Here is a 24,293-nt window from a genome sequence, read left to right as displayed (position 1 = left end):
TATTTTTGAGATTCGTTAATTAAAACAGCAATACCCATTATTTTACTATCTTATGAATATTCAAGAAACCATTCAGGCATTACGAGATGAACTAAATCAGCACAATTACAATTATTATGTTTTAGATAACGCCACAATTTCTGATTACGATTTTGATATTAAACTAAAAGAACTTCAGGAATTAGAAAACAAACATCCCGAATTTTTTGATGAAGATTCTCCAACACAACGTGTAGGAGGTACAGTAACCAAAAACTTTAAAACCATAGCACATCAGTTCCGAATGTATTCGCTTGATAATTCCTATTCAAAAGAAGATTTAATTGACTGGGAAAACCGTTTACAGCGTGTTCTTGGAAATATAAGTCTTCAATACACCTGTGAACTAAAATACGACGGAGCTTCCATCAGTATTTCATACGAAAACGGAAAACTGGTTCAGGCCCTGACACGCGGCGACGGATTTCAGGGAGATGAAGTAACAAACAATATTAAAACCATAAAATCAGTTCCGTTACGTCTAAAAGGTGATTTTCCGGAAAGATTCGATATACGAGGTGAAATTATTCTGCCGTATGCCGGTTTCGAAAAAATGAATCAGGAATTAATTGAAATTGGAGAAACACCGTATTCAAACCCAAGAAACACAGCATCAGGAAGTTTAAAGCTGCAGGATAGTGCCGAGGTTGCCAAACGTCCGCTCGAATGTTTATTGTATACCGTTGCAGGAACCAATCTGCCATTTAAAACCCAATATGAAGGCTTGGAATCTGCCAGAAAATGGGGATTCAAAGTACCTGCAGAAGCCAAATTGGTTAACAGCATGCAGGAAGTTTTTGAATTTATTGATTATTGGGATGTACACCGCCATAAATTACCGTATGAAACAGATGGTGTTGTTATAAAAGTAAACAGCATTCATTCTCAGGAAGAATTAGGATATACAGCCAAATCCCCTCGCTGGGCGATTGCTTATAAATTTAAGTCAGAACAAGTTTCTACTGTTTTAAAATCAATCTCTTATCAGGTTGGACGTACAGGAGCGATTACTCCCGTAGCGAATTTAGAAGCTGTACAATTGGCAGGAACTATTGTAAAAAGAGCTTCACTTCATAATGCTGATCAAATCGAAAAGCTTGACATCAGAATAAATGATACCGTTTTTGTAGAAAAAGGAGGAGAGATTATTCCGAAGATTATTGCTGTAGATTTAGAAAAACGCCCAGAAAATTCAGAAGTTACAAAATACATTACACATTGCCCTGAATGTGAGACTGAATTAGTCAGAAATGCAGGAGAGGCCAATCATTATTGTCCTAACTTTTATGGCTGTCCACCGCAGATTATCGGTCGAATCCAGCATTACATTTCAAGAAAAGCAATGGATATTGAAGGACTGGGAGGCGAAACAGTGGCTCTGCTTTTCAATAACGGCTTAGTACACAATTATGCCGATTTATACGAATTGAAAGTCGAAAACATCCTGCCGTTGGAAAGAATGGCACAAAAATCAGCTGAAAACTTAGTAAACGGCGTCCAAAAATCGAAAGAAATTCCTTTTGAAAGTGTATTGTTTGCACTCGGAATTCGTTTTGTAGGCGAAACCGTAGCCAAAAAATTAGCGAAACATTATAAAAATATCGACGCTTTAAGCCAGGCAACTCTAATGGATTTAATTTTAGTAGATGAAATTGGAGAAAGAATCGCAAGAAGTGTTGTTGAATTCTTTGAAAACGAAGAAAATAAAACCATCATAGAACGTCTGAAAAGTTATGGCATTCAGTTTGAAATTTTAGAAAGAATCAATCCAGATGCTACAGAAAAATTCTTGGGAAAAACATTTGTCGTATCCGGAGTTTTTGCTCAGTTCTCAAGAGACGAACTTAAAAAGACCATTGAGGACAACGGAGGTAAAGTAGGAAGTTCAATTTCGGCAAAAACAGATTTTGTAGTAGCAGGCGACAATATGGGGCCGGCTAAATTAGAAAAAGCAAATAAATTAAATATTCCAATATTATCGGAAGAAGAATTTATCACGAAACTGAATGAAAGCGAATAAACCCTCGTTGATTTTATTTTTTTCAGCCCTGCTGTGTACAATTATTTTCGATTGTACAGAACAAGATTTTCTGGCTACTTATGCAAAAGCAGTCGTCCTGCCCGCCATATTTATTTACTTTTTAATCAGCAGGGAATTTAAAATCAGGAAAATAGAAGGTTTAATTTTTTTATTCTGCTTTATAGGCCACGTCTTCGATTTAATGGATATCGAAATTTCCGAAATTGGAGCCGTGATCTCTTTTCTAATTGTTTACTCATTAATACTCAAACTCTTTTTATTTGAACATCAAAAAATAAAACTCAGGAAAAAAGATATCCTGCCTGTCGCAATCGTAATACTGTTTATTGTGTACCTGCTGATATCTGTATTAGGAATGAAACTCGACAACCTGGAAGAATTCAAATTTATTTATATTGCTTACGGCATTGTATTAAGCGCATTGAGTTACTTCTCTTTTGTAAGTTATATTACAAGAGGAAGTTACATAACGCTTTTGATGTCGCTGATGGCAATAAGCTACATCTTCTCGGATATCTTTTATATTTTCGATGAATATTTTTCCTATTCGGTCGTTTTAATACTAATCAGAGACAGCACCCAGATTATGGCTTATTTTTTTATGACCAAATATTTTCTTGAAAAAGCAAAGAAAAAGAGAAAAAGTACTATACAATAATAGATCTCGACTGATTTGTGTGTGCTTTATCTTTATCAAAATAAAAATCGATACGGCCTAAATTGATTCCGTAACACCCTACCTGATTTACCAGTACATCAACACCGGCTTTGTTTTTTATAACAGTAGGTTTGTCAAGAAAAGTATGTGTATGACCGCCAATGATTAAATCAATATCTTGTGTAAGTGCGGCAAATTTTAAGTCAGAAATCTTGTTTTCATCATCCTTATATTTGTAACCAAGGTGCGAAAGACAGATAACCAAATCGCATTTCTCCTGATTTTTTAATAACTGCGTCATATCCTGCGCAATTTCGACCGGATTATTATATACTGTTTCCTTGTATAATTGTTTGTCAACTAAACCCTGAAGCTCAATTCCTACACCAAAAACCCCCACTTTAATGCCGTTTTTATTGAAGATTTTATACGGTTTTACGAGACCGTTCATAACCGTATTTTTAAAATTATAGTTTGAGTTAATAAACTCAAAAGTGGCATGAGGCATTTGTGCATACAATCCATCCAGACCATTGTCAAAATCATGGTTTCCAATTGTAGAGGCATCATATTTCATCATGCTCATTAATTTAAATTCAAGCTCGCCGCCATAATAATTAAAATAAGGAGTTCCCTGAAAAATATCACCGGCATCAAGTAAAAGCACATTAGGATTTTCGCGGCGAATTGTTTCTATAAGAGCAGCACGGCGCGAAATCCCTCCTTTATTTGGATTACGGGGATCATCAGCAGGAAAAGGATCAATATGACTGTGTACATCGTTTGTATGAAGAACAGTTAAGTGTTTAATATCGTTGGTTTCAAAACTGCTCAAAGATAATCCAAGGCTTAATAAAGCAGTACTGGCAGCAGTTTTCTCGATAAATTCTCTTCTTTTCATTTTCTATATTTTTTGCGTAAACGCTTCTCGTTTTTGTTTTGTTCGAAATGTCTTTTTTATTCTTCTGTAATTCTAATATCCCTCGGAACCGGAATAGTATCTACTTCTTTAAAATAATCAATCAGTACATTTCGAAGTTTATAATTCAAATCAAATTTCTTTGTATTTTTTGCGAAAAAAGTCATGCTGTCGCCTCCGTTTGCCAGATAATCATTTGTGGCGACGTAATAGGTTTTATTAACGTCCAGAGGTTTTCCCTGTACAAGGATATTCTTGGCTGTATTATCTTTTGCAATAATAAAAGTCATTCCCGCTAAAGGATGCGGTTTTTTCTCCTTAATAATATAAGTTGTAATTTCTTTAATCTGTTCACCTTTTAATTCGAGAACAACAAGATTGTTTTCAAAAGGCATGATTTCATAAGCAGATCGTGTTGTAACATTTCCTTTAGGCAGGATAGCCCTGATACCGCCATGATTTAAAAAGCATATATCAATATCTTTATTTTCACGAGCTTTAAAAACAGTATTACCGCGCTTTATAATGATATCTGCCATTAGATTTCCTATTGTAGTCTGCCATTTACCTGTACTTTTGTCCAACGTTTCAGGGCAGTAAGCCAGAACACTGTCTAAATCTTTATTTATATGATCGCGATAAGGCTTGATAAAATTTTCTATTTCAGGAGTTTCGGTATTTTTTTCGGTTACCGGAATTTGTTTTCCTTCTATTTTTGTTACATTGTATGCCTTAGGGCTGCAGGAAGAGATTGAAATAACTGTTAAGAATATAACAAAAAGTTTTAAAAATCGGTTATACTTTTTTAGTTTTACCATTTTAAATGCGGCTTAAATAATTAATTTTGTAATTTGTAAAAGTACTATGTTTTTGAATTATATAAAGGAGTTTTTTGTAAAAAAATCATTAAAAAATAACTTGCGTATTTTCAAAAAGGAAGTTTTTACAAGTAATGTGCAAACTGTTGGTTTATTGATAGACGAAAGCAAATTTCGCGAATCAAAGGAATTGATCCGGGAACTTGTTTTAAATGGAATTTCTCAGGAGAATATTAAAATAGCTGCATACAGAAGCAGATTCAAAAAGAAAAAAACGTATTCAAGACCTACTTTTAGTAAAAGACATATCAACTGGAGAGGGCAGATTACAGAAGTTTTTTTAAATGAATTTGCAGATACAGAATTTGATCTTTTGATTAGTTATTACAACATTGAAAACACTATTTTAATGATGATAACCAGCAAATCAAAAGCGAAATTCAAAGTTGGGTTTTCATCTGTTGATGAAAGATTAAACCGATGGATGATAAACACATCTATGGCAGAATATAAACTTTTCATTTCGGAATTGTTTAGGTATTTAAAAAGTATAAAATAATATTATAATTCAAAATATGCAATCATTAATAGGAACTGGTGTTGCGCTTGTAACTCCTTTTAAAAAAGACTTTTCAGTAGATATTGAAGCCTTACAGCGCATCGTTAATTTCTCAATTGATGGAGGAGTAGAGTATCTTGTGGTTATGGGAACAACAGCAGAAAATGCAACCCTTACACAAGAAGAGAAAGAATTAGTTATCAATACAGTAATAGATGTAAATAAAGGAAGGCTTCCTCTTGTTCTTGGAGTTGGCGGAAATAATACCATGCAGATTGTTGAAGAATTAAAAACAAGAGATTTTTCTGCATTTGAAGCTATTTTGTCTGTATCACCTTATTACAATAAACCAACACAGGAAGGAATTTACCAGCACTTCAAAGCAATTGCAGAAGCTTCTCCAGTACCGGTAATCCTATATAATGTTCCGGGAAGAACTTCAAGCAACATGCTTCCTTCAACAGTAATTCGTCTGGCAAATGATTTTGATAATGTAGTTGCAATTAAAGAAGCGGCAGGCGATATGGCACAAGCTTTAAAACTTATTAAAGATGCGCCAAAAGATTTCCTTGTTATTTCAGGAGATGATATGATTGCACTTCCAATTGTTTTAGCTGGCGGGGCAGGAGTAATCTCGGTTATTGGACAAGGTTACCCAAAAGAATTTTCAGAAATGATTCGTTTAGGGCTTAATAAAAAAGCGGCAGAAGCATTTAAGAATCATTACTTTTTAGCAGACTGTATTGATATGATTTTCGAACAGGGAAATCCTGCGGGAATCAAGCACGTTTTTCAGGCAATGAACATTGCTGAAAACACAGTCCGACTTCCGTTAGTTTCTGTAGACGATTCTTTGGCCGAAAGATTAAATGACTTTGTGAAAAACAGCATTAAATAATTGTTAAAGTGTTAGTATTTTAATATACTAAAAAATTATTTTGCAGTCGCTAAATTAATACCTAAATTTGCCACCGGAACTTCGGGGCTATTTTTCTTTGGTATAAGTCTAAGAAATCTTAAATATAAAGTAAGAAAATGAAAAAAATAGTATCTCTATTAATTATTGTTGCCCTTTTTTGTTCTTGTAGTGAGTATCAAAAAGCATTAAAAAATGAAGATGTTGCGGCGAAGTTCGAAGTGGCGACAAAAATGTATGAAGCAGGAAGATACTCAAAAGCGATTCGTCTTTTTGAACAATTGGCTCCTTCTTACAGAGGTAAGCCTCAGGCAGAAAAGCTGTTTTACATGTTTTCTCAGTCTTATTACAAAACACATCAGTATTATTTAGCAGGCTATCAGTTTGAAAGCTTTGTTTCAGGATACCCTCGAAGCGAAAAAGTTCAGGAAGCAGCCTTTTTAGGTGCGTACAGTTATTCAAAATTGGCTCCGGTTTACAGTCTGGATCAGTCAGATACTGTAAAAGCTTTAGAAAAACTGCAGACTTTTATTGATAATTATCCAAACTCAGAATACATGGCTCAGGCAAATGAGACTGTAAAAATCTTAAATGGAAAATTAGAGAAAAAAGCATACGAGAATGCTAAAGGCTACAATACAATTTCTGATTTTAAATCGGCTTTAGTGGCATTTGATAATTTTATTGCAGATTTTCCTGGAACACCATACAAAGAAGATGCGTTGTTTTATAAATACGATTCAGCATACAAGCTGGCCATAAACAGCGTTCCTGCAAAAATGGAAGAACGTTTACATGTTGCTCAGACAGCTTATGCTAACCTGCTGAAATTTAAAAGCGATACGAAATACAAAAAACAGGCAGAAGAAATGAATGCCAGAGTTGAAACAGATTTACAAAAATTTACTAAATAAAATAAAGTCATGGATTTAAAAAAGACGAATGCTCCTGTTAACACAATAACTTACAATAAAACAGTTATTGAAGAGCCAACAGGAAATGTGTATGAGGCAATTACCATTATGGCTAAAAGAGCAAATCAAATTAATTCTGAAATTAAAAAAGAATTAACTGAGAAATTAGAGGAGTTTGCTACTTATAATGACAGTCTTGAAGAAGTTTTTGAAAATAAAGAGCAGATTGAAGTTTCTAAATTTTACGAAAAATTACCAAAACCACATGCTTTAGCTGTTCAGGAATGGTTAGATGGTAAAACATACCACAGAAATTCAAATAAATAATTTAATATAGTATATAATGTCAGTTTTAAAAGGGAAAAAAATTTTACTGGGAGTTTCCGGTGGAATTGCAGCCTATAAAACAGCCTCATTAGTACGACTTTTTATAAAGGCAGGTGCACATGTCCAGGTGGTCATGACACCTGCTTCTAAGGATTTTGTAACCCCGCTTACCTTATCTACGTTATCCAAAAATCCTGTACATTCCAATTTCTTTAACCACGACGATGAAGATGCTGTCTGGAATAACCATGTCGAATTAGGTCTTTGGGCTGATTTGATGTTGGTAGCTCCTGCAACTGCTAATACCTTGTCTAAAATGGCGTCAGGAAATTGCGACAATCTTTTAATTGCGGTATACTTATCATCCAAATGTCCGGTTTATTTTGCACCGGCTATGGATTTGGATATGTATAAACACCCTTCTACAATTTCAAGTTTTAATTCTCTTAAACAATTCGGAAACATTATGATTCCGGCTGAAAAAGGAGAATTAGCCAGCGGTTTGTCCGGAGAAGGACGAATGGCTGAACCTGAAAATATAATCGCTTTTCTTGAAGCTGATTTAGAAAGCAAACTGCCTTTAAAAGGAAAAAAAATACTAATTACAGCCGGCCCGACATACGAAGCGATAGATCCCGTACGTTTTATAGGAAATCACTCTTCTGGAAAAATGGGATTTGATATTGCAAATCAGGCAGCAGATCTGGGGGCTGAGGTTATTTTGGTTTCAGGACCAACACACTTAAAAGTTAAAAATTCGTCTATTAAAGTTGTTAATGTAGTATCTGCACAGGAAATGTACAATGCTTGCCATGAATATTTTAACAACACAGACGCAGCAATTGCCGCTGCAGCCGTAGCAGATTACAGACCTAAAGAAGTTGCTTTACAGAAGATTAAGAAAAATTCAGACGAATTTACTATTGAACTTGAAAAAACAAAAGATATTTTATCTTCTTTAGGAGCTATAAAAGAAAAACAGTTTTTAATAGGCTTTGCTTTAGAGACTGAAAATGAAATTGAAAATGCTAAGTTGAAAATCCAGAAAAAAAACTTAGATTTGATTGTTTTAAATTCCTTACAAGATGAGGGTGCAGGTTTTAAGAAAGAAACCAATAAAGTAACGTTTATTGATGATAAATTTGAAATCGAACCTATGGAATTAAAATCAAAAGAATCAGTAGCAGTAGACATTTTAAATAAGGTGATTGAACATTTTGCAAAACCCTGATTTAAGAGATTTTCAATAAGCAGAAATAGAATACTATTTTATGCTGATTAAATACTATTAGTTGTATGAATAAAATAATTATTCTTTTAATGTTTCTTGTTTCCGGCTTAACAAAAGCACAGCAGTTAAATTGTACTGTTACAATTAATACTGACCGTCTGCCGAATGCAAACCAGCAGATTTTTAAAACGCTTCAGACTTCATTGTCTGAATTTGTAAATAAAACAGACTGGACAGGATCTTCTTTAAAACAAAACGAACGAATTAATTGTTCGATGTATATTACTTTGTCGTCGTACAGTTCAGATCAGTTTACGGGAACTATTCAGGTGCAGTCTTCGAGGTTGATATTTAATTCTACGTATTCTTCGCCGGTTTTAAATTTTAATGATAAAGATTTCAATTTCAGATACACAGAATATGAACCTTTGTTATATAACCCAACCGTATTTGAATCCAATTTAGTATCTGTTGTTTCTTTTTACAGCTATATGATTCTTGGGCTGGATGCTGATACGTTTCAATTGGAAGGCGGAAGCCAGTATTTCGAAACCGCTCAGAATATTGCAAGTGTAGCACAACAGGGCGGGTATAAAGGCTGGAGTCAGTCAGACGGACTTCAAAACCGTTATTACCTTATTACGGATATGCTTTCTCCAACATTCAGCGATCTGCGTCAGACTAATTTCCTGTATCATTCAGGTTTAGATTTGATGAGTTCAGATTTAAAAGCAGCAAAAGAAAAAATAAAATCTTCTGTAGTACTTATCGGGAAAGTAAATTCTGTCAGGCCAAACTCTTTTCTGTCCAGAATATTCTTTGATGCAAAGTCAGATGAAATTGTTTCTATTTTTTCCGGCGGACCAAGTATTCCTATTACAGACTTGACGGATGTTCTAAATAAAGTTTCGCCTTTAAATAATGCAAAATGGTCACAAATTAAGTTTTAATATCTTATTTTTGGCCTCCTTCATAACCCCATATTTTATAATCCTATATGATCACTTCACTGTCTATTAAAAATTATGCTCTGATTGAAAAACTGACTATAAATTTTTCAAAAGGTTTCTCAATAATTACAGGTGAAACAGGCGCTGGTAAATCTATTATCTTAGGTGCAATTGGTTTGGTTTTAGGAAAAAGAGCTGACCTTACTTCGTTAAAAAACAAAGAAGAAAAATGTGTGATCGAAGCTCAGTTTGATATTTCTAAATACAACCTTAAAGAATTTTTTCAGACTAATGATCTCGATTATGAAGATGAAACAATCATAAGACGTGAAATTCTCCCTTCGGGAAAATCACGTGCTTTTATAAACGACAGTCCGGTAAATCTTCAGGAACTGCAGGACTTAAGTTTGTTTTTAATAGATATCCATTCGCAGCAGCAAACACAGGAATTATCAGATGAAAGTGTACAGTTTAAAATAATTGATGCTATTTCGGATAATTCAGAAATAATTTCAGATTATCAAAAACTGCTAAAAGTATACAGATCGGAAAAAACAAAATTAAACACACTTCTTAAAAAACAAAGTGATTCCGGAAAAGAACTGGAATACAATACGTATTTGTTAAACGAATTAGTTTCGGCAAAATTAAAATCAGGAGAACAGGCAGAGCTTGAAGCTGATTTTGAAAAACTGAATAATGTCGAAATAATAAAAGAAGCATTAGATAAATCGCTTGCAATCGCAAATGAAGAACAATTTGGCGTATTTCATAATCTTAATGAAATTAAAACAGCCATACAGAAAATTGCTCCGTTTGCTGTAGAATACCAGGGTTTGTCAGAAAGAATAACTAGTTTGTCAATTGAATTTGATGATATTTCAAAAGAACTTCAAAGTTCTTCGGAAAAATTATTAAACGACCCTGAACAGCTGCAGGCAATAAGTCAAAAACTACAGTTGATTTTTAATTTACAGAAAAAACACCACGTTGACTCTGTGGATGAACTGCTTCAAATTCAGGCCGATTTAGGAAATACGCTTCTTGAACTTGATAATATTGATGAGGAAATCGAAACATTATCGAAATCAATCGAGGAAAAAGAAACCGAACTGAATACTCTTGCCGGTTTGATTCACGAAAGCAGGATTAAAGCAATTCCGGTTTTATCAGATAAATTAATCTCTATTTTAGAAAAACTGGGTATGCCGAATGCTCGTTTCAATATGGAACTTCTGCCGTCTGAAACGTATTTCCAGAACGGAAAAGACGAATTACAGTTTTTATTCTCTGCTAACAAAGGAAGCGATTTCGGGTTATTGAAAAAAGTAGCTTCAGGAGGAGAAATGTCTCGTATTATGCTTGCAGTTAAAGCGATTTTAGCGCAATATTCAAAATTACCAACCCTGATTTTTGATGAGATCGATACAGGAGTTTCGGGTGAAATTGCGATTAGAATGGGAGAGATAATGAAAGAAATGAGCACAAAAATGCAGATTTTTGCCATTACACATTTACCTCAGATCGCGGCAAAAGGCGACTCTCATTTTAGAGTTTCTAAATCTACTGTCGATAACGATACACAGTCAGAATTAAAACTTCTGGGTCAGGATGAGAGAATCCTTGAAATTGCACAAATGTTATCAGGAGCCAATATTTCTGATTCGGCACTTAATCATGCAAAAGAATTACTTAATTAAAAGCCATAATGGAAAGTTTAAGTTATTACGAAAATCAGTTTATTAAAGCAGATTCATTAATTGCAGATGGAAATATAGCAGACGGGAAAGAAATGCTTGAAGAAATCCTGTCTCAGTATCCTGATTTTGGAAAAGCACATAATCATCTAGGATGGATTTATTATTATAAACTGAATAATTACGATAAAGGTATTTTTCATTACAAACTTGCAATGAAATTTGATCCAAAATACAATGCTCCTTATTTAAATTATACTTATTTGCTGGTAGATTTAGGAAGATATGATGAAGCAAAAAAGCATATTCAGTTTACATTTGAAAATTTAGAAAATGCAGATAACTCTTCATATAACAGTGAATTAGGGAGGATAGCTGAATGTGAGCACGATTATATTGCTGCTTATAAATATTATAAAACGGCGCAAAAAAATGCACTGGCTTCAAATTTTATAGACAATATGAATGCAAACATGAAAAGGGTTAAAGATAAAATGTCTATTTTTGAAAAATTAAAACTAAAATTCAAATAAATACAAAAAAATAATTACAAAAGATGATTATAGAACCTAGAATGAGAGGATTTATTTGTTTGACAGCACATCCTACAGGCTGCGAGCAAAATGTTAAGAATCAAATTGAATATGTAAAATCTAAAGGCGCAATTGCCGGAGCAAAAAAAGTATTAGTAATTGGTGCTTCAACAGGTTTCGGATTAGCTTCAAGAATTACAAGCGCTTTTGGATCTGATGCCGCTACTATTGGTGTATTTTTTGAAAAACCGCCATTGGAAGGTAAAACAGCTTCTCCGGGATGGTATAACTCTGCTGCTTTTGAAAAAGAAGCTCATAAAGCAGGTTTGTATGCAAAAAGTATCAATGGAGATGCTTTTTCAAATGAAATTAAAAGAGAAACTTTAGATTTAATTAAAGCAGATTTAGGGCAGGTAGATCTTGTAATCTACAGTTTGGCATCGCCGGTTCGTACAAATCCTAATACAGGAGTTACGCACCGTTCTGTTTTAAAACCAATTGGACAGACTTTTACAAACAAAACAGTTGATTTTCATACAGGAAATGTTTCTGAAGTTTCTATCGCTCCTGCAAATGAGGAAGATATTGAAAACACAGTAGCAGTAATGGGAGGTGAAGACTGGGCAATGTGGATCGAAGCTTTAAAAAATGAAAATTTATTAGCAGAAGGCGCAACTACAATCGCGTATTCATATATAGGACCAGAATTAACAGAAGCGGTTTACCGTAAAGGAACAATTGGTCGCGCAAAAGACCACTTAGAAGCTACTGCTTTTACAATTTCTGACAGCTTACAGTCAATTGGCGGAAAAGCTTATGTTTCTGTAAACAAAGCTTTGGTTACTCAGGCGAGTTCTGCAATTCCGGTTATTCCATTATATATCTCTCTTTTATATAAAATAATGAAAGAAGAAGGAATTCATGAAGGATGTATCGAGCAGATTCAGCGTTTATTTCAGGACAGATTATACAACGGAACAGATGTTCCTGTTGACGAGAAAGGAAGAATCAGAATCGACGACTGGGAAATGCGCGAAGATGTTCAGGCAAAAGTGGCTGAACTTTGGAAAGAAGCTACAACTGAAACATTGCCATCTATTGGAGATTTAGCAGGTTACAGAAATGATTTCCTTAATTTATTCGGATTTGAATTTGCTGGAGTAGATTATCAGGCAGACACAAACGAAGTAGTAAATATCGAAAGTATCAAGTAAAAATAAATTTTTACAGACAAAGAACCATCAACCCAAAAGTTGATGGTTTTTTTATGGAATATACTCTATCTTTGTTAAAATTTTTTCACATTAAAAATATACCATTAAATCAGTATACCTATTATGATCTTTTCTTTAATTATACCCGTGTATAATCGTCCCGATGAAGTTGATGAACTATTAGAAAGTCTTGTAAAATCAGATTACGATGAACCTTTTGAAATTGTTCTGGTTGAAGATGGTTCAACAGTTCCCTGTAAAGATGTTGTAATGAATTATCAGGGTAAATTGAATATTTCATATTACGTAAAACCAAATTCAGGGCCTGGTGATTCAAGAAACTTTGGAATGCAGAAGGCGAGAGGTGATTATTTTATCATTTTCGATTCTGACTGTATTATACCTCCAAATTATTTAACAGAAGTAAGAAAAGCGCTTAATGAAAAATATGTGGACTGTTTCGGCGGTCCTGACAAGGCTCTTAAAAGTTTTTCAAATATCCAAAAGGCAATTAATTTTGCAATGACTTCATTTTTAACAACCGGCGGAATTCGGGGCGGTTCAGAAAAAATCAATAAGTTTCAGCCAAGAAGTTTCAATATGGGAATTTCAAAAAAAGCTTTTGAGGTTTCAAAAGGATTTGGCAACATACATCCCGGCGAAGACCCTGATTTATCTATCCGTTTGTGGAACCTGGGCTTTGAAACAAGACTGTTTTCTGAGGCGTATGTGTATCATAAACGCAGGATTGACTGGGAAAAATTCTCGATTCAGGTAAAAAAATTCGGGATTGCAAGACCTATATTAAACAGTTGGTATCCAGAACATAATAAGCTTACTTTTTTCTTTCCAACGGCATTTATTCTGGGGTTATTATTAGCTGTTTTACTATTAATTTTTAATATTGATGTTTTATTACAATTATATTTCGTATATTTCGTTGTAATTTTTCTTACATCCAGTATTCAGAATAAAAGTATCAAGATTGGGTTTTTATCTGTAATAGCGGTGTGGAAACAATTTTATGGTTACGGGACAGGTTTTTTAGAATCTTTTGTAAAAGTTATTTTATTAAAGAAAAAACCACAAGAAGCTTTTCCTCGTATGTTTTTTAAAATATAATATGACAAAAGTTATCGGTCTGACCGGCGGAATAGGAAGCGGAAAAACAACAATAGCAGGTTTTTTTAAACAAAACGGAGTTCCTGTTTATATAGCAGATGACGGAGCAAAAAAAGTAATGCAGTCCGCTGAAATTATAAACGAAGTTAAACTGACTTTTGGAGAATCGCTCTTTGATAATGATGTTTTAAACAGACCTAAATTGGCTGAAATTGTATTTAATAATGCTGATAAACTTGCAAAACTGAATTCGATTGTGCATCCTGCCGTAAAGAGAGATTTTGAATTATGGCTTTCGCAGCATCAGGAATATGAATTTGTAATTTACGAGTCGGCTATTTTATTTGAAAGCGGCCGATATATAGAATGCGATTATATTGTGACGGTTACAGCACCTATAGAAATAAGAATTGAAAGAGTTTTAAAACGTGATAATACAACAAGAGAAAACGTGTTAAACCGAATGAAAATGCAGTGGGATGACGAAAAACGAATTTCTTTAAGCAATTTTGTTATTAATAACAGTAATCTTAAAATTGCTGAAGAAGATGTTGTTAAAATTCTTAAAATTTTGAAAATAAAACAAAATCAGTCTTAAATGTTAATATTTGGTTAATGTATTATTTAGTATATTGTTAAAATATTAATTTTGTTTCGATGAATAAATTATTTTTTAGAATACTTGTTTTACTGATGAGTTTATCCTTAATAGGGATCATTCTGGTACAAGTTTATTGGTTCAATTCATCGTTCAAAAACAACGATGAACAGTTTAAATACCACGTTACTCAAGTTATTGGAAATGTAGCTGATAAGCTTGAAAAGCAAGAATTATATTTTTATGCTGATAAAGCAAACAAGCTTAAGGACAGTATAGGGAAAACACCTAAAAAGGAAGACCTTCTTGAAGTATTATTTGTTCAAAGAAATAAAAAGACTAATAAAACCATTGTTTATTCCAACACCTTAACGTCTGAAGATTATGATATAACAGGTGAACTGTTTAATAAAAAATTCAGCAGTGAGCGTTTTAAGAGTTTCAGTTCAAAGCGTGTAACTGAAGTTTACAATAACAACAATGGGATTGATAACAATCAGCTGGGACAGAGTTTAATACCCGATCTGAAAATTGAGAAATCAGGAAGTCTTGATATTTTAAATAAAATACAACAGGAAATCACCCTGAAAGATATTGCAGGTGTTAGACCGCTGGATGAAAGAATTTCGGCAGCTAAACTAAAATCGCTTCTGAAAAAAGAATTGGAAGAATATGGTGTTAAAACCAAGTTTGAATTTGGGGTTCTGAATAACGGTCTGGCCACAAAAATAAAATCTGAAGGTTTTCATTATGATAAAGATGCAAGCTATCAGGTTCCAATTTTTACTGATAATGAAGGAAATAGTGCTTATGATTTGTATATTACATTTCCTCACAAAAAGAAATTTTTATTGTCAGAATTATTGAGTATCACCATATTATCAATAGTTTTTACATTAATTATAATAGTTGCCTATACAAGTGCGTTAAATCAATTATTACGTCAAAAACATATTTCTGAAATCAAGACTGATTTTATAAATAATATGACGCATGAGTTTAAAACCCCAATCGCAACAATAAATTTGGCACTGGATGCCATCAGAAACCCCAAAATAATTGAAGATAAAGAAAAAGTTTATCGCTATCTTCAAATGATAAGAGACGAAAACAAAAGAATGCATGCTCAGGTCGAGAATGTTCTTAGAATTTCTAAATTAGAAAAAAGAGAACTTGACATTACAAAAGAACCTACCGTAATTCACGACATTATTGATGATGCTATTGAACATGTAAATTTAATTTTAGAAGACAAACAGGGAACTGTAGTAAAGCATTTTAATGCAGCAAGAACAACTTCACTTATAAATGAAGTACACTTTACAAATGTTCTGGTTAATATTTTGGAAAATGCAATTAAGTATTCTCCGGATGCGCCTAAAATTGAAATTTTTACCGAAAATATAAAAGACATGATCCTGATTAAAGTCAAAGATCATGGATTAGGAATGAGTAAGATAGCTCAGAAACGAGTATTTGAGAAATTTTACAGAGAACATACAGGAGATCTGCATAATGTTAAAGGACATGGTTTAGGTCTCGCATATGTAAAAAGAATCGTGGAGGACCACAATGGACAAGTATATGTTGAAAGCGAAAAAGGAAAAGGTAGCACCTTTATAATAAAAATACCATTAATAAATTAAAATATGGAAAATACTAACAAAAGAATACTTTTAGTAGAAGATGACCTAAATTTTGGGGCGGTTCTTAAAGATTATCTAATGTTAAATGACTTTGAAGTTACTTTAGCTAAAAACGGTATGGAAGGTTTCGAGAAGTTCAAGAAAGATGTGTATGATTTATGTATTCTTGATGTAATGATGCCTTATAAAGATGGTTATACTTTAGCCAAAGAAATTAGAGAAAAGAACAGCGAAGTGCCAATTATATTTTTAACTGCAAAATCTATGAAAGAGGATGTGCTAAAAGGATATAAAGCCGGTGCTGACGATTATTTAAATAAACCTTTTGATTCAGAAGTTCTTTTAATGAAGATTAAAGCCATCATTCAAAGAAAATCAGCTGATACAAAAGCAGAGCAGGTACAATTTGAATTTAACATTGGTAAATTCCACTTAAATTCAAAATTAAGATTCCTTACTTTCCAGGATGAAGAGCCAATTAAATTGTCTCCAAAAGAAAATGAACTGCTTAAAATGCTTATTCTTCATGAAAATGATTTAATGCCGAGAGAGTTAGCTTTAACAAAAATCTGGAGAGACGACAACTACTTTACTTCAAGAAGTATGGATGTTTACATCGCTAAATTGAGAAAATATCTTAAAGCAGATGAAGATGTTGAAATCTTAAACATTCACGGAGAAGGATTCAGATTAGTGGTAAAAAGCAAAGTTTCTGAATAACGATTCACCTTAAAGAAATATAAAGCTCTGAGAAATCGGGGCTTTTTTTATGCATAAAATTAAAATATTTTGATTTAATTTTATTATAATTATTAGTGATTTAATATTTTGATTTTTAAATATTTAACGTCTTTTTTAACCGATTGTAAAATGTTTAGGAATTTTATTTTGAAGAATTTTCTTTAGAATAATTTGGAAAATCAAAAAAGTATTATGAATATTTGCAAACGAAAAAAATAATAACCCTTTAAAAACGAAGAAAAAATGTTTGTACTTACATTGACATCTCAGAGCTTTACACCAAACGGATTTGGTGAAGCAGTTCTTCGTGGCTTATTTCAATCTTAGAAATATATTTTTAGATATATAAAAAAAGCCCGAAGACAATAAGTTTCGGGCTTTTTTTTATTCTAGACTCTTCAAAATTTTTCCCGAAAATCGATTTTTAGTATTATCCGTCAGGATAAAAGTTTAAGCCTTTTTGGCTGTTAATTTAATGCACGATAATTTTTTAATGGAAAATTATACGGAAGATGAGTATGCTTTATGTACTCGTTTTAAAAGTAAAAAAAGAAAGAAACAATTAGTAAAAGAAGATTTTGAAAAACAATTAATTCAGTTAAGAAAGCTTGAAACTGAACTTTGGAAAAAACGAAGAGACTTACCATTAGTTCCTTTGGAAATTCCTTATCAAAAAGGATGGCAGCGCAATTTTAAATTAAGAGATGATGTTGCCAGATCGAATGAAGCTTCATTTTACAGCGAATTATTGGAAAAAATAAACACATGGCAGTTTTCTCCTGAAAAATCTTTTAAAAGAAAGAAAAAAAGAAAAAGAAGAAATGTTTATGTTGAAAAACTCCAGACTGTAAAAGAATTTTCAGAGTGGGAATGGAAAAGTTCAAAACTGGAATTGACCGAAAAAGAAAAAGCGCATTTTTATAAAAGAGAACGCTGGTGCAGCAATTTTAAGAGATACAAAATTCATTATGTATTCAACGAGCCCTGGCGATACGTGCTTCGCGTAAGCCCTTATATGATAACGCATACCAAAATGGTCGATTCAGATTTAGAAAGCCGGATTCAGCTTATTGACAATTACATTGTAAACAATCATCTGAGATATAAAATAAACAGATTAACACACGGCAGATCTTATAAATGGAGGTATTACGCAAAAGAAAATCCAAAAGAGATAAGCCCAATTAAAAATAAAAGTCTGCATGAACTTTATCAGCAATATGCAGATGAAATGATATAAAATCATGGGAAATAAATTAACCGGAAAAGACCTGATTAAGTTAGGATTTCCAAAGAACAATTCAATAAATATCGCCCTTGGGCAGATTAACAGATATAGAAAAAGAGAAAAAAAAGAATCTATTCTAACAGAAGCAAAAGATGTTTTGTTAAATCCTGAAAAATACGAAGGAAACGGAACCTGGGGTAAAGTGGCTGAGGGGTTAATTAAACCTGTTCAGGTAAGAATGCACCAGCTTAAAGCAACAAGAGCGCCTTTTACCATTTTTGGAGAGAATGAAATCGATCAGCAGGCAAAATTTCAATTGTATGATTCATTGAAACTGCCAATTTCAGTAGCCGGAGCTTTAATGCCGGACGCACATTCCGGTTACGGACTGCCAATTGGCGGTGTGTTGGCTACTGACAATGCAGTAATTCCATACGGAGTTGGTGTTGATATTGGCTGCCGAATGAGTCTTTCAATTTTCGATTTGCCGGCTTCTCATTTCAAAGGAAGAGAACATCAATTAGAGATGATTTTGAGAGATAATACCAAGTTCGGGATGAACGAAGTACAATCTTCAAGAGTTGATCATGAGGTTTTTCATAAAAGCGAATTTCAGGATATTCCATTGTTAAAGAATCTTTTACCAAAAGCCTACAAGCAATTGGGAAGTTCAGGCGGAGGAAATCATTTTGTAGAGTTTGGAATCGCAAAAATCGATAATCCGGAAAACGAATGGAAACTGGAAAAAGGAGAATATTTTGCTGTTCTGTCACACAGCGGTTCGCGCGGATTGGGCGCAAATATTGCGAAACATTACACGTATCTGGCTTCAAAACAATGTCCGCTGCCAAAAAATGTGCAGCATCTGGCCTGGCTGGATTTAAATACACACGATGGTCAGGAATATTGGCTGGCAATGAATTTAGCGGGCGAATATGCAAAAGCGTGTCACGATGATATTCACAGACGAATTGCCAAAGCCATAGGGAAAAGAGTAGTGGTAACTATTGAAAATCACCACAATTTTGCGTGGAAAGAAATCGTAAATGGTCAGGAATGTATTGTACACAGAAAAGGAGCAACACCGGCAGGTGAAGGTCAGCTTGGTATAATTCCGGGCTCAATGACTGCACCTGGATTTATTGTGAAGGGAAAAGGCAATGCAGAAAGTTTAAACTCAGCATCGCATGGTGCGGGACGTTTGTTTTCGAGAGCCAAATGTAAAAGCAGTTTCACGCAAAGCCAGATCAAAAAAGAATTGAAGAAACACGATGTGACTTTAATTGGCGGTAATATCGACGAAGCTCCAATGGCGTACAAAGACATTACAAAAGTAATGGGGAATCAAACGGAATTAGTTGAAGTTCTGGGGACTTTCACTCCGAAAATTGTTAGAATGGACCGCTAAAAATGGAAAAGATTATGGAAAGATTTCAGGATGAAAATAAGTTTTTAGGAAGTTTTAATGATGAGATTTTCGTTAAATGTCCAAATTGTGAATCTAAGGCATCTATTTTGAAAAAGCCTGCAGAAGATTGTAAATGTGGTAAATGTAAAGTAATGTCTTTTGAATGTAAACATTGTTTTACCAAACCTAAGCCGCCAACTGTAAAGTACGTTGCTTACGGAAAGAGATATTGTATGAATTGCAGGGAACCCTATGAATTTAAGTCGCAGGCTTTCAAAAAGAAACCTATGCTTTATAAAACAAAATGCCCTCATTGCAATTTTCAGGAAGAAGGAAAACCTAAGGTTGCTGAAATTACCGAAGAATCAAAATTAAACGATGGATTAATGAGAGAATGGTGGTATAACTTACCGCTTTGGTTTCAGAAAGAGTTTGACAATGAGATTTTTTGGGCTTACAATCCGGATCATATTGATTATCTGGAGCGATACATTGGTGCCGGTTTAAGAGAGCGCAATTCAAAAGCAAATTACACTTCAAGTTTGGTGGCGAGATTGCCAAAATTTGTAAAAGCAGCAAAAAACAGAGAAAAGCTGCTTAAAATTTTAAAGAAATGGAAAGGATAATTCAGATAACAGCGGGGAGAGGACCTGCAGAATGCACTTGGGTTGTGGCCCAAGTGCTTAAAAAAGTACTGGAAGAAGCACAAGAGCAACAACTGGAAACGGTTTTACTGCACAGAGAAGCGGGAACTGAAAACGGAACTGTTGAAACTGCCTCGATTGCCGTGAAAGGAAAAAATGCAGATAAGTTTGCTGATTCCTGGATAGGTACCATTCAATGGATTGGCCAGAGCCAGTTTAGGAAAATGCACAAACGCAAAAACTGGTTTATTGGCATTTTTGAAATTGAACAGCAGAAGAATAGTTTATTTTCAGAAAACGATATTCAGTATCAGGCTATGCGAAGCTCGGGAGCAGGTGGGCAACACGTAAATAAAGTGAGTTCGGCGATTCGAGCCACTCATATTCCGACAGGAATTGCAGTTGTGACAATGGACAGCCGCTCGCAGCATCAGAACAAAAAACTGGCAACAGAAAGATTAATTAAAAAACTAGAAGACGAGAAATTACTACAGCTTAAGAATCACGTGGGGAAACAATGGGAAAATCAGCTGAATGTACAGCGAGGAAACCCTATAAGAGTTTTTACCGGAAGTGATTTTAAAAAGAATAAAGTAGAGAAAAGTTACAAAGGAACCCGTCAGAAACTAAAAAACGATTTACGAAATGAAAACAATTGATAAATACCTTTTTCAGGCATTGGATAATTATCCGTTTTGGCTTGAAGGAACAATAGAATCTTTAGATTATGCTTTTTCTTATGATCCAAAGAACACGATGATTTTGTGTTTGTACGGCAGAATTCAGGCAGAGCAGTTAATGAATTACGAAGAAGCTAAATCTTATTTTCAGGAAGCTTTATCGATTAATATTCACGCTCTTGAAGTTTATCCGCATTATTTACATACCTTGATTTTGAACGAAGATTATGATGAAGCTCAAAAATTAATAGATTTTGCTTTGACTATTAAAGGAATCAATAAGTCTGGTATTTATATCAAAAAAGCTGTTCTTTTAGAAGTGCAGCATAAATTTAAAGAAGCTTTGAAAGAAATTAAGCAGGCAAAATTATATTCTATTCAGCATGATTATGACTCAGGAATTAGTGAAGCAGAAAAAAGAATAAAAGATAAAATCGAATTGCTGAAAAAGAAGAAGTCTAAGAAATCTAAAAAAGATTCTAAAAAGAAATCGAAATGATTTTTATGTTGCGCAATTTCCTGCAAGGTTTTCAAAACCTTGTAGGTATTTCGCATTAGTAAGTCATTAAAAAAGTTGATTCTACATTAAAACCTACAAGGTTTCGAAAACCCTGCAGGAACGTATCGCACTTTATTTCCAATGCAACTCTAAAGCAAAACAATTTTTATCTCCTTTTGTAATACTGAATGTCGTAGCCGATTGATCTTCATTATCGCTTTCATGAATAACCATCTGATCGTTTAAAGAAAGCTCTTTAAGGAAATTCATTTCAAAGCTTTTAACTTGTTGTTTAAGAATTTTTTTGGCATCAACATGATCAAGGCACCATTCTAAATACTTCACATTATTGGCATGATTTACAATGTCTAAATCTGATAAATAAACTGTTTTTTCAAAAACAGACTCCTTTTCTGGATTGATGTTTATTCTTGAGAAACCTTCGATAGTTGCTCTGTTTTCAGGAAATAATTCGAAATGCTCATAAGGCAGGGCCAAAGCTTCCGGACGGCGTGCTTTTGTGTTAAAAACAGCCCAATACGTTTCGCTTCCTACGATTTTTTTTCCGTTTACATACATTTCTAATGCACGTACAGAACGGGAATTCTCAAGACTGTTAATCCATGTTTTTACCGTAACAATATCCTGCCATTTTGGTAAAGCGGTAATTTCTACGCGCATACGGCTTAAAACCCATGCCTGATCAAATTCCTGCATATCGGTGAAGCTGATACCGCCAACTTCTGAATGTGCTGCAGCGGTAAGCTGTAAAAGATTGCATAAATCGGTGTATTTTAAATAGCCGTTTGGCGTGCATTGTGTAAAATTGATTTCCCAGTCTTTACTTAAAACTGATGTGAAATTTGGAGATATTGGCATTTTCTAAATTTAGATTTTAGATTGTTGATTTTAGATTTTTTTAGAGAAGAGAACTAAGAATATAGAAGAAAGAATAAAGATGAAAGATTATTTTATTTGATCTTCGATATAATCTATGATTTGTTTTCTGTCTAACGCATAATCAAACCATTTGGTGTTTTCGTTTCGTTTGAACCACGTTAATTGTCTTTTAGAGAATCTTCGTGTATTTTTTTTGATTTCCTCAATTGCGAACGCCAAAGTAAATTCGCCGTCAAAATAACTAAATAATTCTCTATAACCGACGGTTTGTAATGCATTTAACTCTTTGTTAGGATAAAGTGTTTTTGCCTCTTCCAGCAATCCCATGTTCATCATAATATCGACACGCTGGTTGATTCGGTTGTAAATTACTTCTCTTTTTGCATCTAAACCAATTAAAACAGGAATGAAATTCCGGTTGTTTTTCTTTTGGTTTAAAAACGAAGAATACGGTTTTTGCGCACCAATACAAACTTCTGTAAAACGCATCATGCGCTGTGGATTTTGCAAAGTCTGCGGGTTTTCTTCTGTGATTTTTTGATAATAATCAGGATCCAGAGTTTTCAATTGTTCCTGAAGATATTCGATTCCATACTTTTCGTAGTTTAAATTTACTTCGACACGAACTTTTGGATCAATTTCAGGAAATTCGTCAAAACCTTTTAAAACAGCATCAACATACAAACCGGAACCTCCTATTAGAATAGCGAAGTCATTATTTTGATATAATTCTTCCAGTTTTTCAAGTGCTTCTTTTTCGTAATCACCAACGGTATAATTCTCGAAAATCGATTTATTTTGAATGAAGTGATGTTTTGCCGAGTTTAATTCTTCCTGACTTGGAACGGCTGTTCCAATCGTCATTTCTTTAAAAAACTGACGACTGTCGCAGGAAACAATTTCGCATTTAAAATGCTGTGCCAAAGCAATGCTCAAAGCAGTTTTTCCTATGGCTGTCGGACCGACAATGGTTATTAGATATTTCATATTTTTTTTAGCCCGGATGGAAATGGAAACCCCGGACTTATATTTGTTCGTTTTTTTTGGCATAAAAGAGCGACCTAAGAAGCTCCTTTTATGACTTTAAAAAAACAACAAAGATAAGGAGGAGTTGCAATGTACAGCCGGATCAGCTTCTTAAATTAATTATTTGGCAGTTCTGTTCCGCATTCGTAGCAATATCTGGCATGGTCAAAATGTACCTGCGAATGGCATTTTCTGCATGTTCTTTTTGAGTTAACGGTATTATTGCCGCCAGTATTGCTTAAGCTTTTTTTGGCAAATTCGGCTGTTACGATTCCGGTAGGAACAGCTATGATTCCGTAACCTAAAATCATTACCAGTGCAGCAATAAACTGCCCTAATGGGGTTTGCGGCGAAATATCTCCGTAACCCACTGTGGTTAAGGTTACAATTGTCCAGTAAATAGCCATTGGTATACTGGTAAATCCGGATTCTTTTCCTTCGACTAAATACATGATCGAACCAATTATGATTGTGCTGATTAAAACGAAGTAAATAAATACCAGAATTTTTTCTTTACTGGCATCAATGGCTTCTTTTAATTGGACGGATTGATGAGAAATCTGCGGAATGTGCAAAATTTTAAATAATCGAAGAAAACGTAACGCTCTTACGATTGACAAAATACTCGCTCCCGGAAAAAATATAGACAAATACATTGGCAGTACAGCCAGTAAATCGATGATCCCGTAAAAACTGAAAATATATTTGACCGGTTTTTGAATTGAAATAATTCTCAGGATATATTCTATTGTAAAAAATATAGTGATAATCCATTCGCAGACCAGCAGCTGATAATGATATTTTGAACTGATTCCCTGAACGGTATCGAGCATAATTAACAGGACGCTTAATAGTATTAAGCCCAGAAGTACCAAATCGAACATTCTTCCTAAAATGGTGTTTGTACCATACAGAATGATTTTGACTTTTTCCCTAAAGATTTCGAAATGTGATTTTTTCTTTTTCATATCTCTTAAAGATATCA

At 33.9% G+C, this 24,293-nt stretch carries 25 protein-coding genes; 20 read left to right on the top strand and 5 right to left on the bottom strand.

Going from position 1 to position 24,293, the window contains the following annotated elements:
• Positions 1 to 52: 52 nt before the first annotated feature.
• Together ligA and OZP11_RS05525 are read left to right on the top strand one after the other, a co-directional pair.
• Positions 53 to 2,059 carry an NAD-dependent DNA ligase LigA gene (ligA, locus tag OZP11_RS05530; protein ID WP_281234227.1) on the top strand — a complete coding sequence of 669 codons (2,007 nt, stop codon included), beginning with the start codon at positions 53 to 55 and terminating at the stop codon, positions 2,057 to 2,059.
• Entirely contained in the window at positions 2,046 to 2,738 is a 693-nt protein-coding gene (locus OZP11_RS05525; protein WP_281234226.1) for a lysoplasmalogenase family protein, read from the top strand. The genes ligA and OZP11_RS05525 overlap by 14 nt, the downstream gene beginning before the upstream one ends.
• Here the strand turns inward: OZP11_RS05525 and OZP11_RS05520 are convergent.
• Together OZP11_RS05520 and OZP11_RS05515 are read right to left on the bottom strand one after the other, a co-directional pair.
• Positions 2,728 to 3,639 carry a bifunctional metallophosphatase/5'-nucleotidase gene (locus OZP11_RS05520; protein ID WP_281234225.1) on the bottom strand — a complete coding sequence of 304 codons (912 nt, stop codon included), beginning with the start codon at positions 3,637 to 3,639 and terminating at the stop codon, positions 2,728 to 2,730. The two genes, OZP11_RS05525 and OZP11_RS05520, sit on opposite strands and share 11 nt — an antisense overlap.
• 56 nt (positions 3,640 to 3,695) lie before the next feature.
• On the bottom strand, positions 3,696 to 4,475 hold the full coding sequence (locus OZP11_RS05515) for a 5'-nucleotidase C-terminal domain-containing protein (protein ID WP_281234224.1): 780 nt from the start codon (positions 4,473 to 4,475) through the stop codon (positions 3,696 to 3,698).
• 46 nt (positions 4,476 to 4,521) lie between these two features.
• Here OZP11_RS05515 and OZP11_RS05510 point away from each other — a divergent pair, with 46 nt between their 5' ends.
• From OZP11_RS05510 to OZP11_RS05425, 18 genes are all read left to right on the top strand, one after another.
• On the top strand, positions 4,522 to 5,034 hold the full coding sequence (locus tag OZP11_RS05510; protein ID WP_432419653.1) for a DUF6913 domain-containing protein: 513 nt from the start codon (positions 4,522 to 4,524) through the stop codon (positions 5,032 to 5,034).
• 16 nt (positions 5,035 to 5,050) lie between these two features.
• A complete protein-coding gene (gene dapA / locus OZP11_RS05505; RefSeq protein ID WP_281234222.1) occupies positions 5,051 to 5,932 on the top strand; it encodes a 4-hydroxy-tetrahydrodipicolinate synthase in 882 nt (293 codons plus the stop codon).
• A 137-nt stretch (positions 5,933 to 6,069) separates the two neighbouring features.
• Positions 6,070 to 6,864 (top strand): outer membrane protein assembly factor BamD, encoded by a 795-nt coding sequence (locus OZP11_RS05500; protein ID WP_281234221.1) that lies wholly within the window; start codon positions 6,070 to 6,072, stop codon positions 6,862 to 6,864.
• 9 nt (positions 6,865 to 6,873) lie between these two features.
• Entirely contained in the window at positions 6,874 to 7,191 is a 318-nt protein-coding gene (locus OZP11_RS05495; RefSeq protein ID WP_012025451.1) for a DNA-directed RNA polymerase subunit omega, read from the top strand.
• A 16-nt stretch (positions 7,192 to 7,207) separates the two neighbouring features.
• Positions 7,208 to 8,422, top strand: a complete 1,215-nt coding sequence (gene coaBC / locus OZP11_RS05490; protein WP_281234220.1) for a bifunctional phosphopantothenoylcysteine decarboxylase/phosphopantothenate--cysteine ligase CoaBC — start codon at positions 7,208 to 7,210, stop codon at positions 8,420 to 8,422.
• Positions 8,423 to 8,487: 65 nt separating this feature from the next.
• On the top strand, positions 8,488 to 9,372 hold the full coding sequence (porD, locus tag OZP11_RS05485; RefSeq protein WP_281234219.1) for a type IX secretion system protein PorD: 885 nt from the start codon (positions 8,488 to 8,490) through the stop codon (positions 9,370 to 9,372).
• 47 nt (positions 9,373 to 9,419) lie between these two features.
• On the top strand, positions 9,420 to 11,072 hold the full coding sequence (gene recN, locus OZP11_RS05480) for a DNA repair protein RecN (protein WP_281234218.1): 1,653 nt from the start codon (positions 9,420 to 9,422) through the stop codon (positions 11,070 to 11,072).
• A gap of 8 nt (positions 11,073 to 11,080) precedes the next feature.
• Complete coding sequence (locus OZP11_RS05475; RefSeq protein WP_281234217.1) at positions 11,081 to 11,602, top strand: tetratricopeptide repeat protein; 522 nt, start codon at positions 11,081 to 11,083, stop codon at positions 11,600 to 11,602.
• A 23-nt stretch (positions 11,603 to 11,625) separates the two neighbouring features.
• Positions 11,626 to 12,816: an enoyl-ACP reductase FabV gene (gene fabV, locus OZP11_RS05470; RefSeq protein WP_281234216.1), complete on the top strand. Its 1,191-nt coding sequence runs from the start codon at positions 11,626 to 11,628 to the stop codon at positions 12,814 to 12,816.
• A gap of 123 nt (positions 12,817 to 12,939) precedes the next feature.
• On the top strand, positions 12,940 to 13,938 hold the full coding sequence (locus OZP11_RS05465) for a glycosyltransferase family 2 protein (RefSeq protein WP_281234215.1): 999 nt from the start codon (positions 12,940 to 12,942) through the stop codon (positions 13,936 to 13,938).
• A 1-nt stretch (position 13,939) separates the two neighbouring features.
• Positions 13,940 to 14,536 carry a dephospho-CoA kinase gene (gene coaE / locus OZP11_RS05460; RefSeq protein ID WP_281234214.1) on the top strand — a complete coding sequence of 199 codons (597 nt, stop codon included), beginning with the start codon at positions 13,940 to 13,942 and terminating at the stop codon, positions 14,534 to 14,536.
• A 59-nt stretch (positions 14,537 to 14,595) separates the two neighbouring features.
• On the top strand, positions 14,596 to 16,182 hold the full coding sequence (locus OZP11_RS05455; RefSeq protein ID WP_281234213.1) for a sensor histidine kinase: 1,587 nt from the start codon (positions 14,596 to 14,598) through the stop codon (positions 16,180 to 16,182).
• 3 nt (positions 16,183 to 16,185) lie between these two features.
• Positions 16,186 to 16,902 (top strand): response regulator transcription factor, encoded by a 717-nt coding sequence (locus OZP11_RS05450; RefSeq protein ID WP_008463080.1) that lies wholly within the window; start codon positions 16,186 to 16,188, stop codon positions 16,900 to 16,902.
• Between the two features lie 514 nt (positions 16,903 to 17,416).
• The gene (locus tag OZP11_RS05445) at positions 17,417 to 18,163 is read left to right on the top strand and encodes a hypothetical protein (protein ID WP_281234212.1); all 747 of its coding nucleotides are present in this window, start codon (positions 17,417 to 17,419) and stop codon (positions 18,161 to 18,163) included.
• A gap of 4 nt (positions 18,164 to 18,167) precedes the next feature.
• Positions 18,168 to 19,559, top strand: a complete 1,392-nt coding sequence (locus OZP11_RS05440) for an RtcB family protein (RefSeq protein WP_281234211.1) — start codon at positions 18,168 to 18,170, stop codon at positions 19,557 to 19,559.
• A gap of 2 nt (positions 19,560 to 19,561) precedes the next feature.
• Positions 19,562 to 20,185, top strand: coding sequence for a hypothetical protein (locus tag OZP11_RS05435; RefSeq protein WP_281234210.1), 624 nt, complete (start codon positions 19,562 to 19,564; stop codon positions 20,183 to 20,185).
• The gene (gene prfH / locus OZP11_RS05430) at positions 20,173 to 20,862 is read left to right on the top strand and encodes a peptide chain release factor H (protein ID WP_281234209.1); all 690 of its coding nucleotides are present in this window, start codon (positions 20,173 to 20,175) and stop codon (positions 20,860 to 20,862) included. Before OZP11_RS05435 ends, prfH begins: the two co-directional genes overlap by 13 nt.
• Positions 20,849 to 21,382, top strand: a complete 534-nt coding sequence (locus OZP11_RS05425) for a tetratricopeptide repeat protein (protein WP_281234208.1) — start codon at positions 20,849 to 20,851, stop codon at positions 21,380 to 21,382. Before prfH ends, OZP11_RS05425 begins: the two co-directional genes overlap by 14 nt.
• 132 nt (positions 21,383 to 21,514) lie before the next feature.
• Here OZP11_RS05425 and OZP11_RS05420 read toward each other — a convergent pair whose 3' ends face one another.
• The 3 genes from OZP11_RS05420 to OZP11_RS05410 all read right to left on the bottom strand — a co-directional run bounded on the left by OZP11_RS05420 (position 21,515) and on the right by OZP11_RS05410 (position 24,276).
• A complete protein-coding gene (locus OZP11_RS05420; protein ID WP_281234207.1) occupies positions 21,515 to 22,261 on the bottom strand; it encodes an acyl-[acyl-carrier-protein] thioesterase in 747 nt (248 codons plus the stop codon).
• Between the two features lie 87 nt (positions 22,262 to 22,348).
• A complete protein-coding gene (gene miaA / locus OZP11_RS05415) occupies positions 22,349 to 23,269 on the bottom strand; it encodes a tRNA (adenosine(37)-N6)-dimethylallyltransferase MiaA (RefSeq protein ID WP_281234206.1) in 921 nt (306 codons plus the stop codon).
• A gap of 155 nt (positions 23,270 to 23,424) precedes the next feature.
• The gene (locus tag OZP11_RS05410) at positions 23,425 to 24,276 is read right to left on the bottom strand and encodes an ion transporter (protein WP_281234205.1); all 852 of its coding nucleotides are present in this window, start codon (positions 24,274 to 24,276) and stop codon (positions 23,425 to 23,427) included.
• Positions 24,277 to 24,293: the final 17 nt, after the last annotated feature.

It is taken from the genome of Flavobacterium gelatinilyticum (genome assembly GCF_027111295.1).
Classification (GTDB): Bacteria; Bacteroidota; Bacteroidia; order Flavobacteriales; family Flavobacteriaceae; genus Flavobacterium; species Flavobacterium gelatinilyticum.
The sequence above is the reverse complement of the archived record's forward strand: the minus strand, read 5'-3'. Positions and strand labels throughout refer to the sequence as shown.